At 74.2% G+C, this 15,040-nt stretch carries 14 protein-coding genes; 8 read left to right on the top strand and 6 right to left on the bottom strand.

Features of this window, described 5'->3' with window-relative positions:
- Positions 1-114: 114 nt before the first annotated feature.
- Entirely contained in the window at positions 115-2,478 is a 2,364-nt protein-coding gene (locus OG943_RS15845; protein ID WP_328610534.1) for a RelA/SpoT family protein, read from the top strand.
- Positions 2,479-2,600: 122 nt separating this feature from the next.
- Here OG943_RS15845 and OG943_RS15840 read toward each other — a convergent pair whose 3' ends face one another.
- The gene (locus OG943_RS15840) at positions 2,601-3,440 is read right to left on the bottom strand and encodes an alpha/beta fold hydrolase (protein ID WP_328610533.1); all 840 of its coding nucleotides are present in this window, start codon (positions 3,438-3,440) and stop codon (positions 2,601-2,603) included.
- Between the two features lie 74 nt (positions 3,441-3,514).
- Here OG943_RS15840 and OG943_RS15835 point away from each other — a divergent pair, with 74 nt between their 5' ends.
- Positions 3,515-4,294, top strand: a complete 780-nt coding sequence (locus tag OG943_RS15835; RefSeq protein ID WP_328610532.1) for an enoyl-CoA hydratase/isomerase family protein — start codon at positions 3,515-3,517, stop codon at positions 4,292-4,294.
- A 12-nt stretch (positions 4,295-4,306) separates the two neighbouring features.
- Here OG943_RS15835 and OG943_RS15830 read toward each other — a convergent pair whose 3' ends face one another.
- Both OG943_RS15830 and OG943_RS15825 read right to left on the bottom strand, forming a co-directional pair.
- A complete protein-coding gene (locus tag OG943_RS15830; protein WP_328610531.1) occupies positions 4,307-5,092 on the bottom strand; it encodes an aminotransferase class IV family protein in 786 nt (261 codons plus the stop codon).
- Position 5,093: 1 nt separating this feature from the next.
- Complete coding sequence (locus OG943_RS15825) at positions 5,094-5,984, bottom strand: peptidylprolyl isomerase (protein WP_328610530.1); 891 nt, start codon at positions 5,982-5,984, stop codon at positions 5,094-5,096.
- Positions 5,985-6,118: 134 nt separating this feature from the next.
- On the opposite strand from OG943_RS15825, the gene OG943_RS15820 reads away from it, so the two are divergent.
- Positions 6,119-6,712: an MBL fold metallo-hydrolase gene (locus OG943_RS15820; protein ID WP_328610529.1), complete on the top strand. Its 594-nt coding sequence runs from the start codon at positions 6,119-6,121 to the stop codon at positions 6,710-6,712.
- Positions 6,713-6,717: 5 nt separating this feature from the next.
- Positions 6,718-7,383 (top strand): hypothetical protein, encoded by a 666-nt coding sequence (locus OG943_RS15815; RefSeq protein WP_328612076.1) that lies wholly within the window; start codon positions 6,718-6,720, stop codon positions 7,381-7,383.
- Between the two features lie 73 nt (positions 7,384-7,456).
- Here the strand turns inward: OG943_RS15815 and OG943_RS15810 are convergent, their stop codons facing one another.
- Both OG943_RS15810 and OG943_RS15805 read right to left on the bottom strand, forming a co-directional pair.
- Positions 7,457-7,735: a hypothetical protein gene (locus OG943_RS15810; RefSeq protein WP_328610528.1), complete on the bottom strand. Its 279-nt coding sequence runs from the start codon at positions 7,733-7,735 to the stop codon at positions 7,457-7,459.
- Positions 7,736-7,820: 85 nt separating this feature from the next.
- A complete protein-coding gene (locus OG943_RS15805; RefSeq protein ID WP_442874727.1) occupies positions 7,821-9,005 on the bottom strand; it encodes a YibE/F family protein in 1,185 nt (394 codons plus the stop codon).
- A 33-nt stretch (positions 9,006-9,038) separates the two neighbouring features.
- Between OG943_RS15805 and OG943_RS48355 the strand changes: the two genes are divergently transcribed.
- Together OG943_RS48355 and OG943_RS15800 are read left to right on the top strand one after the other, a co-directional pair.
- On the top strand, positions 9,039-9,182 hold the full coding sequence (locus OG943_RS48355) for a hypothetical protein (protein WP_442874726.1): 144 nt from the start codon (positions 9,039-9,041) through the stop codon (positions 9,180-9,182).
- Positions 9,183-9,789: 607 nt separating this feature from the next.
- On the top strand, positions 9,790-10,038 hold the full coding sequence (locus OG943_RS15800) for a hypothetical protein (protein ID WP_328612382.1): 249 nt from the start codon (positions 9,790-9,792) through the stop codon (positions 10,036-10,038).
- 102 nt (positions 10,039-10,140) lie between these two features.
- Here the strand turns inward: OG943_RS15800 and OG943_RS15795 are convergent, their stop codons facing one another.
- On the bottom strand, positions 10,141-11,118 hold the full coding sequence (locus OG943_RS15795) for a GlxA family transcriptional regulator (protein ID WP_328610527.1): 978 nt from the start codon (positions 11,116-11,118) through the stop codon (positions 10,141-10,143).
- A gap of 99 nt (positions 11,119-11,217) precedes the next feature.
- On the opposite strand from OG943_RS15795, the gene OG943_RS15790 reads away from it, so the two are divergent.
- Both OG943_RS15790 and OG943_RS15785 read left to right on the top strand, forming a co-directional pair.
- Positions 11,218-11,922, top strand: coding sequence for a DJ-1/PfpI family protein (locus tag OG943_RS15790; protein ID WP_328610526.1), 705 nt, complete (start codon positions 11,218-11,220; stop codon positions 11,920-11,922).
- A 138-nt stretch (positions 11,923-12,060) separates the two neighbouring features.
- Positions 12,061-15,039: an ATP-binding protein gene (locus OG943_RS15785; protein ID WP_328610525.1), complete on the top strand. Its 2,979-nt coding sequence runs from the start codon at positions 12,061-12,063 to the stop codon at positions 15,037-15,039.
- Position 15,040: the final 1 nt, after the last annotated feature.

Raw genomic sequence — 15,040 nt, 5'->3', positions numbered from 1 at the left:
GTCGGCACTGTTCGGAAGGCTGGGTGACCCTCCGAATGGGCGTGGGCCGAGAGGCCGGGCGGCCCAGCGGCTACCCTGGGGGTTCGAAGGCCGCACGAGCAGCAGGAGGTGCGGGTGAGCCAGGAGCTCGACGCAGCGTCGCCCGCCAAGGACGCCGCCGGAGGGCGGGGCGCGCAGGCCGTGCCACCGCCGAAGCCCAACGGCGCGGCGCCCACCCCGTCGGCGACACGCCGCGTCCGGGCCAGGCTCGCGCGCCGCATCACCGCCCAGCGTGCCGCCCCGGTCAAGCAGGTCCTCGAGCCGCTCGCCGTCATCCACCGCGAGCTGCACCCGAACGCGGACCTGGCGCTGCTGCAGCGCGCCTACGACGTCGCCGAGGAGCTGCACCGCGAGCAGCGGCGCAAGTCGGGCGACCCGTACATCACGCACCCGCTCGCCGTCGCCACGATCCTGGCCGAGCTGGGCATGGACACCACCACGCTGGTCGCGGCGCTGCTGCACGACACCGTGGAGGACACCGGCTACTCGCTCGACGAGCTGAAGGCCGACTTCGGCGAGAAGGTCGGCGAGCTGGTCGACGGCGTGACCAAGCTGGACAAGGTCAAGCTCGGCACGTCGGCCGAGGCGGAGACCATCCGCAAGATGGTCATCGCGATGGCCAAGGACCCGCGGGTGCTCGTCATCAAGCTGGCCGACCGGCTGCACAACATGCGCACCATGCGGTTCCTGCCGCCGGAGAAGCAGGCCCGCAAGGCGCGCGAGACGCTCGAAGTGCTCGCCCCGCTGGCGCACCGGCTCGGCATGGCCACGGTGAAGTGGGAGCTGGAGGACCTCGCGTTCGCCATCCTGCAGCCGAAGAAGTACGACGAGATCGTGCGGCTGGTGGCCGACCGCGCGCCGTCGCGCGACACCTACCTGCGCTCGGTGATCGCGGACCTGACCAGCAACCTGGTGTCCTCGCGGATCACCGCGAAGGTCGAGGGCCGGCCGAAGCACTACTACTCGATCCACCAGAAGATGATCGTCCGCGGCCGCGACCTGGACGACATCCACGACCTGGTCGGCGTGCGGATCCTGGTCGAGGACGTGCGCGACTGCTACGCGGCCATGGGCGTGGTGCACGCGCTCTGGCAGCCGGTGCCCGGCCGGTTCAAGGACTACATCGCGCAGCCGCGGTTCGGCGTCTACCAGTCGTTGCACACCACCGTGATCGGGCCGGACGGCAAGCCGCTCGAAGTGCAGATCCGCACCTACGAGATGCACCGCACCGCCGAGTACGGCATCGCCGCGCACTGGCGGTACAAGGAGACCAAGGGCACCCACGGCGGAAATGGGGGGGCCGGCAACTCGGTCGACGTCGACGAGATCGCCTGGATGCGCCAGCTGCTCGACTGGCAGCGGGAGGCGGCCGACCCGGGCGACTTCCTCGAATCGCTGCGTTACGAGCTGGCCGCGCGCGAGATCTTCGTGTTCACGCCGAAGGGCGACGTGATCACGCTGCCGGCCGAGTCCACGCCGGTCGACTTCGCCTACGCCGTGCACACCGAGGTGGGCCACCGTTGCATCGGCGCCCGCGTGAACGGCCGCCTGGTCGCGCTCGAGCGGAAGCTGGAGAACGGCGAGGTCGTCGAGATCTTCACCTCCAAGGCGGAGAGCGCCGGGCCGAGCCGCGACTGGCTGCAGTTCGCCGGCTCGCCGAAGGCGCGGGCGAAGATCCGCCAGTGGTTCGCCAAGGAGCGCCGCGACGAGGCGATCGACGCGGGCAAGGAGGCGATCACCAAGGAGGTCCGCAAGGTCGGGCTGCCGATCCAGCGGCTCGTCTCCGCGGAGTCCATGGGCTCGGTCGCCAAGGAGCTGCGCCACGCCGACATCTCGTCGCTGTACGCGGCCGTGGGGGAGGGGCACACCAGCGCCAAGCACGTGGTGCAGCGGCTGGTGGCGCTGCTCGGCGGCGTCGACGAGGCGGAGGAGGAGCTGGCCGAGCGGGCCACGCCGTCCACCGTCACCCGGCGCCGCGGCTCCAACGACGTCGGCGTGGTGGTCAAGGGCGCCGGCGACATCTGGGCCAAGCTGGCGCGCTGCTGCACCCCGGTCCCGGGCGACGAGATCCTCGGCTTCGTCACGCGCGGCGGCGGCGTCAGCGTGCACCGCACCGACTGCACGAACGCCGACGACCTGCGCGCCCAGCCGGAACGCCTGGTCGAGGTCGAGTGGGCGCCGTCCGCGTCGTCGGTCTTCCTGGTCGCGATCCAGGTCGAGGCCCTCGACCGGCACCGCCTGCTGTCGGACGTGACGAAGGTGCTGGCCGACGAGAAGGTCAACATCCTCTCCGCGTCGGTCACCACCTCGCGCGACCGCGTCGCGGTCAGCCGCTTCTCGTTCGAAATGGGCGACCCTAAGCACCTCGGCCACGTGCTGAAGGTGGTCCGGGGCGTGGAAGGCGTGTACGACGTGTACCGGGTGACTTCGGCTTCCTAGCGGCTCGCGCTTCTGCCCGGTTTTGCGCCCCAATGTGGCGTTCGGTGCGTCCAACGCACCGAACGCCACATTGGGTGCGTTCAACGCAACCAACGCCACATTGGGGCGCTTCGGGCCGGACATTAAGCCAGGAAGTCCAGCAGGGCCTTCGTCGTCTCGGCCGGGCGTTCCATCGGCGGCAGGTGCCCGGTGTCCGGCAGGTCGAGCCGGCGGGCGCCGGGGATCGTGGTGGTGAACAGATCCGCGAGGTCGAGCAGGCCGGAGGCGTCGGCCAGGCCGATGAGGACCAGTGTCGGCGCCGAGATCTCGGCGAGGTGGTGGCGGGTGTCCGGGATGTCCTCCGTCCACTCCGGACCGTTCCACGCGCGACGGTAGACCAGCTCGCACATTTCCCTGGCCGCCAGCCACGTCTGCTCGTCCAGTGCGTCGGGGGTCCGATGTGGACCGACGACGAAGTAACGCGCGTTGGCCTCCGCGGCGGCGGCGACGTCGGCCTCGTCGATCCGCTCCGCCGTGTGCGCCTGGTACCGCTCCAGCCGCTCCGGCGGGACCGCGGCCCGGAGCGTCGCCCACATCTCGGCGGCCATGTCCGCCGGCCACTCGTGCCCGGACAGGCCGGCGCCGACGAGCGCGATCCGGCTGACGCGCCCGGGCGCGGCCAGCGCGGCGTCCAGCGAGTACGCGCCGCCCATCGACGAGCCGACCAGCGCCGCCTGGTCCACGCCGAGGGCGTCCATCACCGCGAGCAGGTCACGGTGGTGCGAAACGCTTCCCTCGGCGGCAGCCGAATCGCCGTGGCCGCGCCGGTCGTAGCGGATCACGCGGTGGCGTTCGGCCAGCGCGGTGAACTGGTGGTCCCACATCCGCCGGTCCGCGAGCCCGGCGTGCAGCAGCACGACCGCGGGCCCCTCGCCGGCTTCGTCGTAGCCGAACCGGACTCCGTCTGCCTCGATCATCCCCATGCGGCCGACGCTAGTGCGACGGACCGGTCACAGCCATGGGTTTCGCGCAGGGCGATCCCATTAAGGTGCTGGACATGACCGACGGATTCGAGTTCACCCGCGACGGCGAGGTCGCCCGGCTGACGTTCGCCCGGCCGGAGAAGATGAACGCCATCACCTACGGCATGTGGTCGGCGATCCCGGACGTCGTGGCGCGGGTCGAGGACGACCCGGCGCTCAAGGTGCTGGTGCTCGACGGCGCGGGCCAGCACTTCTCGGCCGGCGCGGACATCAGCGAGTTCCGCGAGCTGCGTTCCACCGCCGACGGCGCGGCGACGTACGACAAGGCGGTGGACGGCGCCGTGAGCGCGCTGACCGCGATGCGCAAGCCGTCGGTGGCGATGATCCAGGGCAACTGCATCGGCGGCGGCTGCCAGGTGTCGGTGGCGTGCGACTTCCGGTTCGCCGCGGCCGGCGCGCGGTTCGGCATCACGCCGGCGAAGCTCGGCATCGTCTACCACTTCGACTCGACGCGGCAGCTCGTCTCGCTCGTCGGCCCGGCCCACGCCAAGTACTTCCTGCTGTCGGGCGAGCTGGTCGGCGCCGTGCGGGCGCGGGAGGTGGGCCTGGTCAACGACGTCTTCGAGGCCGAGGAGCTGGCGGGGGCGACGGCGGCGTTCGTCGCGACGCTCTGCTCGCGTTCGCAGGCCTCGGTCCGCGGGATGAACCGGATCATCGAGAAGATCGTGGCCGGCCAGGAGACCACCGACGCCGAGGTCGAGGACATCCGGCTCGCGGCCCTGCACGGCGAGGACTACGCGGAGGGCGTCGACGCCTTTCTCAACCGGCGGCCGCCGAAGTTCACCTACCGCTGACGGCGCGGCGGCTCAGATCTCGTCCCAGGCCGCGCTTTCGTAGGCGTCGCCCAGCAGGCGCGCGGCGGCCGGATCCGAGCGCAGCGGCACGCCGTCCACCGAAGCCACGGGGCGGCCGATCGTCTCGGAGTTGGTCAGGAACACGGCGTCGAACTCCGGCAGCTCACCCGGGTACACCGGGCGGACCTCCTGCGGGACGCCCGCCGCGCGCAGCTGCTCTTCCAGCACCAGGTACGTGATGCCCGGCAGCACCGCCGCCTCGGGCCACACCACCGTGCCGCCGGACAGGAAGCCGACGTTCCAGATCGACGCCTCGCTGACCCGCCCGGCGTCGTCGACGAACAGCGCGTCGTCGTACCCCGCGAGGCGCGCCTGACGGGAGTGGTGGATCAGCCCGAACGTGCCGAGGTGCTTCACCTGCGGCAGATCCCGTTGGTACCGCACGGACTTGAGCCGGATCGGATCCGCGACGGGCTCGTGCGGCGGCCCGGTCCGGACCAGGATCTCCGGCGCCATCACCGGTTCGTCGCTGCCGGAGCGGGAGAAGACCACCACCCGCGCCGACAGCGCGCCGTGCCCGGCGACGGCGTGACGCAGGTGCGAACGGACCAGACCGGTGTCGAGCTCGCTGCCGAACAGCAGCCGGGTGCTCGCCGCCAGCCGGCTCAGGTGCAAGCCGAGACCGCGCACCCGCCCGTCGCGGACCTGCATCGCGGTGAAGTGGCCGTAGCCACCCATCGCGGACGCGAGGCCCGGCACGTCGGGCGGGGCGCCGTTCAGCTCGAGCGGGAAGCCCACCTCACGCGGCGACGGTGACCGCGGTGAACTTCACCGGATTCTTGGGCTCGCCGGTCGCGCCGTCCTGGCCCACAGCCCCGATACCGGTCTTCGCGATCTGGTCGAGCACCTTCAGGCCCTCGTCCGAGATGCTGCCGAAGATGGTGTAGTTCGCGGGCAGCTCGGCGGTGCCGTAGACCATGAAGAACTGGCTGCCGCCGGTGTTCGGCTGCCCGGTGTTGGCCATCGCGAGGATCCCGCGGCCGTACTTCTCGCCGGCGAAGTACTCGTCCGGCACGGTGAACCCGGGGCCGCCCTGGCCGTCGGTGTCCACGTTGCCCTTGGCGTTCGGGTCGCCGCACTGCAGCATCTGCAGGTCGGTGACGCCGAGCCGGTGGCAGATCGTGTTGGTGTAGAAGCCCTGCTCGATCAGGCTCTTGAAGGCCTGCACGGTGCACGGCGCCAGCGCCCGGTCGAGCGTGACGGGGATGTCGCCCGCGGTGCTCTTGAAGGTGGCGTTGACCGTCCCGGTGGACGACACGTTCTTGCCGTCCGGCACCGTCGGCTTCTTCGCGCCCGTCGGGCTCTGCGCGTCCGCCGCGTAGGTGCACGAGGTCGGGTTCGGCAGGGCCTTCGGCCGGGCCGGCATCGCCGTGCGCTGGGTCGGGATGTTCGTGAGCGTCGGCACCGGAGGCGCCGAACTCGACGAAGGCGGCGGCGAGGCGGCCGCCGTGTCGCCGCTGCTGCCGCCGCTGTTCACGACCCACACCACGACACCTGCCACGATGAGGACGACACCGCCGACCACACCAGCGCCAACGATCTTGCGTCGCTTCGCCCGCTCCGCCCGGCGCACGAGCTGCCGCTCGAGTTTGCGCTTCGCGGCTTCACGGCGCTGCTGGTTGGTCGCCACCCGCCCTCCAGTTTCCGCTCGATGTCACACGTCTGAGGTAGCGGCAGTGTATGGGCACAGCCTGTGAGGACTCTGTACAGGGGCGGCTAGTCTCGACCCGATCGTGATCAGAGCCGCTTCCCGGGGAGGGTTTTGTGCTTGTCGCCGGGTTTGCCGCGGGGCCGCTGCGGGCCAACTGCTACCTGCTCGCGCCGTCCGCCGGCGGCGAGTGTGTGGTGGTGGACCCCGGCGAGGAGGTGGGTGAACCCCTCACCGCGGCCCTCGCGGAGCACGGGCTGGTCCCGGTCGCGCTGCTGGCCACCCACGGCCACCCCGACCACATCGGCTCGGCGGCGGCGCTGGCGCGGGCCCACGACGTCCCGCTGCACCTGCACCCGGCCGACGCGGGCTGGCACGACGGCCCGTTCGAGGCGCTCTCCGACGGCCCGCTGAGGGTGGCCGGACTCGACGTCACCGTGCTCGGCGTGCCCGGCCACACGCCGGGTTCGGTGGCGTTCACCGTGACGGCGGGCGAAGGTGGCAGGCTGGTGCTGACTGGGGACACGCTGTTCGCCGGGTCGATCGGCCGCTCCGGCGACCGCGAAGCCGGCGCCGAACTGGAGAGATCGTTGCGCACGAAGCTGCTCACCCTGGCCGACGAAACCGTGGTGCTGCCGGGCCACGGACCGGCCACCACCATCGGCCGGGAACGCGCCGGGAACCCGTTCCTGACCGGAGCGGGGGCGTGACCGGGATGACCGAGCAGGGTGGCGCGAAGGGCGCCGAAGTGCCGCCGGAGCGGCTGCCGCTGTTCGCCGACGACCCGAAGCTGCGGCGACGGCGTGGCTGGTCCGGGATGCTCGGCGCGGTGATCATCGGCGCGGCGGCCGGCGGCATCACCGGGCTGATCGCCGGGCAGCTGCCCGGCCTGATCGTGGCGGTGGTGATCGCGCTGCCGCTGGTCTACGTGGTGCTGTTCAGCGTCCGCCGCCGCATCTGGATCGAGGGCACCACGCTGCTCGTGCGCACGTGGGGCGTGCGGCGCATCGACCTCGTCGCGGCGGAGCGGCTGGACATCGTGATCAGCGACGTGCGGGGCACGCGCACGGTGAGCCTGCTCGTGAACGCGGGACGGCGGCGCAAGGTCGTGAAGGTCGACCTGGCCGTGTTCTCCGGCGCCGGCGGGCGCGAGCTGAGCGCCCTGCAGCTGCGCCGCCTGGCCGACGCTCTGCTGAACAACACCGAGGCCAACGGCCTGGTCTTCTCGGAGCTGCTGGTGGCCGAACTCCGCTCGGAGGCCCGTGGCGGCGCCGCGGCGGAGCGGCCGCTGTACCGGCTGGCCGCCGCCGCCCCGGCCGGGCGCTACGTCCAGCGTTTCCCGATGGAGGCGGTCAGCCGCTTCGTCGCGACGCTGGACTGAACGGCGTCGCGGGCCTGGGTCGTGGGCTGAGCGCTTTCGGCGTTTCGGGTCTGGGCGGGTGAACCGGGCGCGGTCAGCCCCGCCGTGCCGTGGCCGGGGCGGCGGGCTCCGGGCGGTCTGTCTCCGGCTCGGCGTCCAGGCGGGCCCGGATCTGCTCCACCTGGTAGGCCAGCTCCGGCACTTCCTCGGCGACGTAGGCCAGCAGGCGTTCGAGCTGCCGGAGCGTGGCGCGCATTTCGTCGAGGGCGGCGGCGATGCGGGGGACCGCCTCGGCCGCGCCGAGACCCGCGGCGAAGATCCGCCGGGTGAGGTGCAGGGCGAGCCGCGGCCCGGCCAGTACGACGTTGAACACGGCCCCTCCTGACGAACCCGGCAGCGCTCGGTGCGGTCTTCGTACCGCACGCGCGGGCCGCCGGACCGGCCGGGGCGGGATCGCGTTACTGGTGTGACGAAGGGGTATTTGTGGTGCTCACGAGGTGGTCGACCGGCTCGCGGGCGGCGATCAGCGCGGCCAGCACGGTGGTGACCGGGACGGCCGCGACGATGCCGACCGAGCCCGCCAGCGTGCGGATGATCTCCGACGCGATGTCCTCGCTGCCGAGCAGCGCGCCGAGCCCGACGCCGGAGATCGAGGAGTACAGCAGCACTGGAAGCGCGGCGCCGGCGTAGGCCATCACGAGCGTGTTCACCGCCGAGCCGACGTGGTCGCGGCCGATGCGCAGGCCGGAGCGGTACAGCTCGCGCCAGCCGAGCGACGGGTTCGCCCGCCGCAGCTCCCAGACGGCGCTGGTCTGCGTGATGGTGACGTCGTCGAGCACACCGAGCGCGCCGATCACGATCCCGGCCAGCAGCAGGCCGCGGGCGTCGATGCCGTGGCCGAGCGAGCCGATGAGCGTGGACGTGGCGTCGTCGAGGCCGGTCAGCGACGCGGTGGCGGAGAAGATCATCGACAGCACGCCGATGAGCGCGAGGCTGACCAGCGTGCCGAGCACCGCGACCGAGGTTCTCGCGGACAGCCCGTGAGTCAGGTAGAGCGCGACGAACATGATCGCCCCCGCGCCCGCGATCGCGACCACCAGCGGGTTCTCCCCGGCGAGGATCGCGGGCAGCACGAACAGCACGATCACCACGAAGCTCAGCACCAGCGCGACGAGCGCGGCCAGCCCCTGCCACCGGCCGAGCACCAGCACCGCGACGGCGAACAGCGCGGCCAAGAGCACCAGCGGCGTGCCGCGCTGGAAGTCGACGAGCTGGAACGACGACGGGTCGGCCGCGTCGCCGCCGTTGTAGGCCAGCACCACGGCGTCGCCGGTGGAGAAACGCGGGGTGCTGGGCTCGATCGGCACGGTCAGCTTGAGCGGCTTCCCGTTCCCCGGCCCGCTGGTCATGGTCAGGTCGACGGTCAGGCACGGCTTCTGGTCGGGGTCCGGCTGCGCCCCGACCTGGACCTGGCCCGAGGCGAGGCACGGCCCGGTGGCGGTCGCGGTGATCGACGCCTGCACCGGTGTCCCTTGCTGCACAGCGCTTTTCGGCGTCGGCTTGCCCCACGGGTACAACACGATCATCCCGACGACCGTCGCCAGCGCCAGCGGGGTGAGCAGCCAGATCAGCAGGTTCCGCACCCGCCGCGACGCCGGTGCCGCGGGGCCGTGCCCATGACCGTGGCCATGCCCGACGGCGGCGCCGGCGACGGGATCCGGGGGCTCGACCGGGGGTCCCCCTCGCGACCGCCCGGCGCGGCGGGTCCCGGCCGGCGGCTCGGCTCCGGCGCGGCGGGGGCCGGTGGTTTCGGCGGGTGATTCGGCGCGGGGCACGCGGCGGGTGCCGGTGGTTTCGGCTGAGGTTTCGGTACGGGGTACGCGGCGGGCGCCGGTGGTTTCGGCGGTTGGCTCGGCGCGTGATGCGGATGCGCGACGGGCGTCGGTGGGTTCGGCGGGGGACTCGGCGCGGGGCACGCGGCGGGTGCCGGTGGTTTCGCTGCGGGGTGCGCGGCGGCCGCCGGTCGTCTCGGCGGGTGTCTCGGCGTCGGCTGCCTGGCGGGCACCGGTGGGGTCGGCGCCGGTTTCGGTGCGGGGGATTCGGCGGGAACCTGTTGTGCCGCCGGGAAGTTCGCCCCGTCTTGGGCGGGCGGGCTCGCCGTCGGGGCGTGGGCGGCGGGGGCGGGGGTCGCCGCTGCCGGGTTGGCCGTCGGAAGCGCGGGTGCGGGGGTCGCCGCTACTTGGCTGGCTGTCGGAAGTGCGGGTGCGGGGGTCATCGCTGCTCGGCTGGCCGTCGGGGGTGCGGTGGCGGCGGGTGCCTTGCGGCAGCGGGGTTTCGCCGGTCCGGCGGCGGTCCATGGGGGCGCGGCGCGGGCGGTCGTCCTCCGCGGCGGGCCAGGCGGCGTGGGGGTCCGGCCACGAAGCGTCCGTGCCCGGGGCGTCGGCGCTCGGCCAGGCGTCGCCCGGGGAGGAGCCAGCCGAAGACGAGCCGCCGGAAGAGGAGCTGCCCGAAGAAGCGCCGCCCGGAGCCTCGGAAGCGGGCCACCCGGCGTCGTCGCTCGTGGGCGAGGGCGCGGCACGGGGCCGCCGGGGGCGGGACGGGCCGGGCGCCGCGGCCGAGGGGTCGCCGGTCACGCGGCGGATCGGGCCGGTGTCGCCGGTGCCGCCGTCGGGGTAGTGGGGGTAGTCGCGCGGTGCCACGGCGCACATCCTGCACTCCCCGCTCCTCCGTCACCCGTATCGGGTGGGGGAGGAGCCGGTCGTATCCGGCGTTTCGGCCTCAGCTGTACGCCTGGCGGAGGTGCACGCGCCGGTAGGCCGACGGCGGCGTGTCGAAGTGGTCGAGGAACGCCTGGCGCAGCGTCTCGGTGGAGCCGAAGCCGCAGCGGCGGGCGATGGCGGTGAGCGGCAGGTCCGTGCCGGACAGCAGCCTCGCGGCGTGCTCGGCGCGGACGGTCCGCACGTACTTGCCCGGTGTGGTGCCCAGGTGCGCGTCGAACAGCCGGGTGAGCTGGCGGGTGCTGATCCCGGCGTGGCCGGCCAGGACCGGCGTGCCGAGGTCGTCGGCGAGGTGCTCGCTCACGTACGCGGTGAGGTCGCGGACCTGCCCGTGCTCCGGCGGCGGCCCGGACAGGAACATGCTCACCTGCGCCTGGTTCCCCGGCCGCTGCAGATAGGTGACGAGCGCGCGGGCCACCTCGCGCGCCAGCGCCGGCCCGTGGTCCTCCTCGACGAACGCCAGCGTGAGGTCGAGGCCGCTGGTGACGCCGGCGGAGGTGTAGACGTCGCCGTGGCGGATGAACAGCGGGACCGGGTCCACCGTCACCGCCGGGTACTTCTCGGCGAACCGGGACGCGTACGCCCAGTGCGTGGTCGCGCGGCGGCCGCTCAGCAGCCCGGCCGCGGCGAGCACGGTGGAGCCGGTGCAGACCGACGCCGTGCGCCGGCTGGTCCGCGACAGCCGCCGCAGGTGTTCCAGCAGGCGCTCGTCGCCCGCGGCCGCCGTGTGGCCGACGCCGCCCGAGACGATCACGGTGTCGAGGTCGCCCGGCACCTGGTCGAGCCGGGCGTGCGGGGTGAGGGTGAGGCCGGACTGGCAGCGGAACGGGTATCCGTCCACAGTGGCCAGACGGATCGCGTACGCCGGGCGGGCGCCGAGCCGGTTCGCGGCGTCGAGCGCGTCGGACACGCAGGCGACGTCCAGCAGCTCGGCGTCGGGGTAGGCGACGATCACGACCTGCCGCGGGGGACCGGGCATGATCGGGAAGCTACCAGCTCGACCGGCCGACGGACATGGTTCGCAGGGATCCGGACACCGCCGCCTCGCGCGCGGGCGGCGCGGGCCACGGTGGGCGCCATGACCGAGAAGCAGAAGACGTTTGCCTTCGTCGTTTACCCCGGCCTGACCGCGCTCGACCTCGTCGGCCCGCTGCAGGTGCTGAGCGGGCTGGCCGAGGCCGACCCGGCGTTTCGGGTGGTGGTCGTCGGGGAGACGCTCGACCCGATCGACACGGACTCGCCGCTGCGGATCGCGCCGAGCCACACGTTCGACGCGGTTCCGGACCCGTACGCGATCCTCGTGCCCGGCGGCGCCGCCCTGACGCTGCAGGCGCTCGCGAACCGGACGCTGATCGGCTACCTGGCCCGGGCGGCGGAGTCGGCCGAACTCGTCACGTCCGTCTGCACCGGCTCGCTGCTGCTCGGCGAGGCCGGCCTGCTGAACGGCCGCGAGGCCACCACGCACTGGATGTTCCGCGACCTGCTCCGCGCTTTCGGGGCGACGCCGGTGGCGAAGCGCTGGGTGGAGGACGGCCCGGTGATCACCGCGGCCGGCGTCTCGGCGGGCATCGACCTGGCCCTGCACCTGGTCGAACGGCTCGCCGGGGCGGAGACGGCGCGGGCCGTCCAGTTCGGCATCGAGTACGACCCGCAGCCGCCGCTTGGCCCGCTGGACTGGGCGAACGCCCCACACGAGGCCATGGCGCCGCTGCGTGAGCACATCCTTCGCGACGGCCTCGCCGGCCACCCGGAGCTGGTGGCGAAGCTGCTCGCCCGCACCTGATCCTGCCCGGGAGCCGCCACCCCACCAACGGGGTGGGCCATCCGGGTGACCGCCCTCGGAAGCGCCGAGGGGCCAGGGGGCCGCGGTTACATTCGGGCCACTCGGGACAGGTGACATCCAGCGGCTGGGAGCTTCGCGGTGCGGTTCCAGGTCCTCGGCCCGTTGGCGGCCACGGTGGTGAAGACCCCGGTGACGCTGCCCTCGGCGGCCCAGCCCCGGCGCCTGCTCGCGCTCCTGCTGGCCCGGCCGAACGAGTTCGTCGGCCGCGCCACGATCGTCGACGAGCTGTGGCCGGACGGCGCCCCGCCGAGCGCGGCCGCGATCGTCCAGGTCACCGTGTCCAAGCTGCGCAAGACGCTGTCGCCGGGGCTGGCTTCGGACGCCCCGGCGCAGCGGCTGCGCTCCGGCCCGCGCGGTTACGCCCTGACCGTCGGCGAGGACGAGCTGGACGCCGCCGAGTTCGTCGCCCTCGCTTCGGCCGGGCTGGCCGCCGAGGACGCCGTGGCCAAGCGCGGGCTGCTCGAGCGCGCGCTCGCCTGCTGGCGCGGCGGGGCGTTCTGCGACGTCGAGACCGGCCCGCTGGTGGAGGCGCACGAGCTGTGGCTGGAGGACCGGCGCCGCACGGTGCTGCTGCAGCTGGTGGAGCTGCAGCTGGCCGGCGGGGACCGCCAGGCCGTGGTCCACCGGCTCGCCCCGGTCGTCGCGGCCCGGCCCGCCGACGAGCGGCTCGCCGCCCGGCTGGCCGACGCGCTGGCCGGCCTCGGCCGCCGCGACTCGGCGCTCGACCTGCTCCGCCGGACCCGCCGTGCGCTCTGGGACGAGGCGGGCGTGACGCCGGGCCCGGAGCTGGACGCCGTCTACCGCCGCGTCGCCGGCACCGAGTGGACGACGGCGGGGCCGCCCGCGCAGCTGCCCGCGCCGGCGCCGGACTTCACCGGACGGGCCGCCGAGCTGGCGGAGATCGCGCGCGGCCTGCGTTCACCCGCGCCCGTGGTCGTGCACGGCGCGCCGGGGGCGGGCAAGAGCGTGCTCGCCGTGCAGGCCGCGTGGCGGGCCCGGCGCCGCTTCCCGGACGGCCAGCTCTTCGCCGACCTCAGCACGGCCGACCCTCGTGACGTGCTCGCCGGGTTCCTGCGCGCGCTGGGCGCGTCGGCGGCCGAGCTGACGGCCGACTTGCCCGGGCTGGTCGGGCTTTGGCGCAGCCACACCGTGGACCGGCGCCTGCTGGTCGTGCTGGAGGACGCGCGCGCCGAGGCGCAGGTCCGGCCGCTGCTGCCGAGCGGGTCCGGCTGCGCCGTGCTGGTGACGGCGCGCACCCCACTGCCGGGGCTGGCCGCCGCCCGTCCGATCGCGGTCGGTGAGATGTCCACAGTGGACGCACGGGCGCTGCTCGCCGCGGTGGCGGGGGAGGACCGGCTGGCGGCCGAGCCCGCCGCCGCCGACGTCGTCGTCACCCGCTGCGCCGGGTTGCCGCTCGCGGTGCGGATCGCCGGGCTGCGGCTGGCCGCGCGGCCGCACCACCGCGTCGCCGAGCTGGCCCGGCGGCTCACCGACGAGCGCCGGGCGCTGGACGAGCTGGTCGCCGGGGACCTGAGCGTGCGCGGCGCGGTGCTGCCGGCGCTGCACGAGTGCCCGCCCGCGGACCGGGACCTGGTGCGGCAGCTGGGCGTTTTCGGCCGCCCGGTGCCGGACTGGTGCGCCGCGGCGCTGCTGGGCAGCCGCGTCGCCGACGCCGGGGAACGGCTGGAGTCCCTGGTGGACGCTCACTTGCTCACCGTGGACGAGCGCGGCCGCCACGCCGTGCCGAGGTTCGTCCGGCTCGGCCTGGCCCGGCTGCCCGGCCGGGAGCCGGACCGGGCCGCGCTGCGCCGGGCGCTGGAGGCCGTGCTGGCGCTGGCCGAGCGGGTGCTCTCCGTGCTGGACAAGGGTTTCACCCCGTCCGGTCCGCCCTTCGCGCGGCCGGACGTGGCCACGGCGCGGGCGGCGACCGCGGACCCGCGGGCGTGGCGGAACGCCGAGACCGACCTGGTCGCCGCCGCGGTCCGGCTGGCCGGCGCGCACGGCTGGCCCGACCTCGCCGCCCGGCTTTCGGACGCCTGCCTCGCGCTGGCCGGTTCGCCGTGGGTCAGCGGGGCCGCGCGGGCGGTGTCGGTGGCCGGCCTGGTCGCGGCCCGCCGCCTCGGCGACCGCCCGGCCGAGGCCGGCAAGCTGTTCACCCTCGGCTCGGTGCACTGGCAGCAGGGCCGCTGGCGCCAGGCCCGGACGTACTTCGCCATGGCCGGCGGGCGGTTCCGCGCGCTCGGCGACCCGCGCGGCACGGGCGCGGCGCTGGTCGTGCTCGCCGACATCGACGCCGACGCCGGGCAGGCCGCGTTCGCCGTCGAAGAGCTGCGCGAGGCGCTGGACCTGTTGCGGGAGTGCGGGGACAGCCGGGGCCAGGCGACCGCGGCGGCCCAGTTCGGCGCGCTGTCGGAGGACCTCGGGGACGTCCGGCGCGCGTTGGAGAGCTTCGAGGCCGGCCTGCTGCTCGCCGAGGGGCGCGGCCACGACCAGGTGGCCAAGCGCTACGCCGACGTACTGCGCCGCCACGGCCACGCCGACCGCGCCGCCGACCTGCTGACGGACGCGCTCGGCGGCGCGGTCCGGAGCCGCGCGCGGCACTGGGAGGCGCACGTCCTGCGCAGCCTCGGCGACCTGCACGCCGAAGCGGGCGAAGTCGGCGAAGGCGAGCGCTACTTGTCGCGTTCGCTCGCGCTGTTCGAGCAGATCGGGCACCGGCACGCCGCCGCGTACACCCACCGCAGCCTGGCCGAGGCGCGGTTGCGGGCCGCCGACCACGACGGCGCCGAGCGGCACCTGCGCGCCGCGATGGGCGTGTTCCGCGAGCTGCGGGACCGCCGCGGCACCGGGTACGCGCTGCTCAGCTTGGGCCGGCTACACGCTGGGGCGGGCGCGGACGACGACGCCCGGCTGGTGCTGGCCGACGCCGCGGGGGTGTTCAAGGGACTGGGCTTCCCGCTGTGGGAGCTGCGCGCGCTGGGGGAGCTGAACGCCGTGTCCAGTGATTCACCCGCGCGCGCCCGGGCCCGTGAAGTCTTGACGAAGATCAGGACCTGAC

The sequence above is a fragment of the Amycolatopsis sp. NBC_00345 genome (assembly GCF_036116635.1).
In the GTDB taxonomy this organism is placed as follows: Bacteria; Actinomycetota; Actinomycetes; order Mycobacteriales; family Pseudonocardiaceae; genus Amycolatopsis.
The sequence above is the reverse complement of the archived record's forward strand: the minus strand, read 5'-3'. Positions and strand labels throughout refer to the sequence as shown.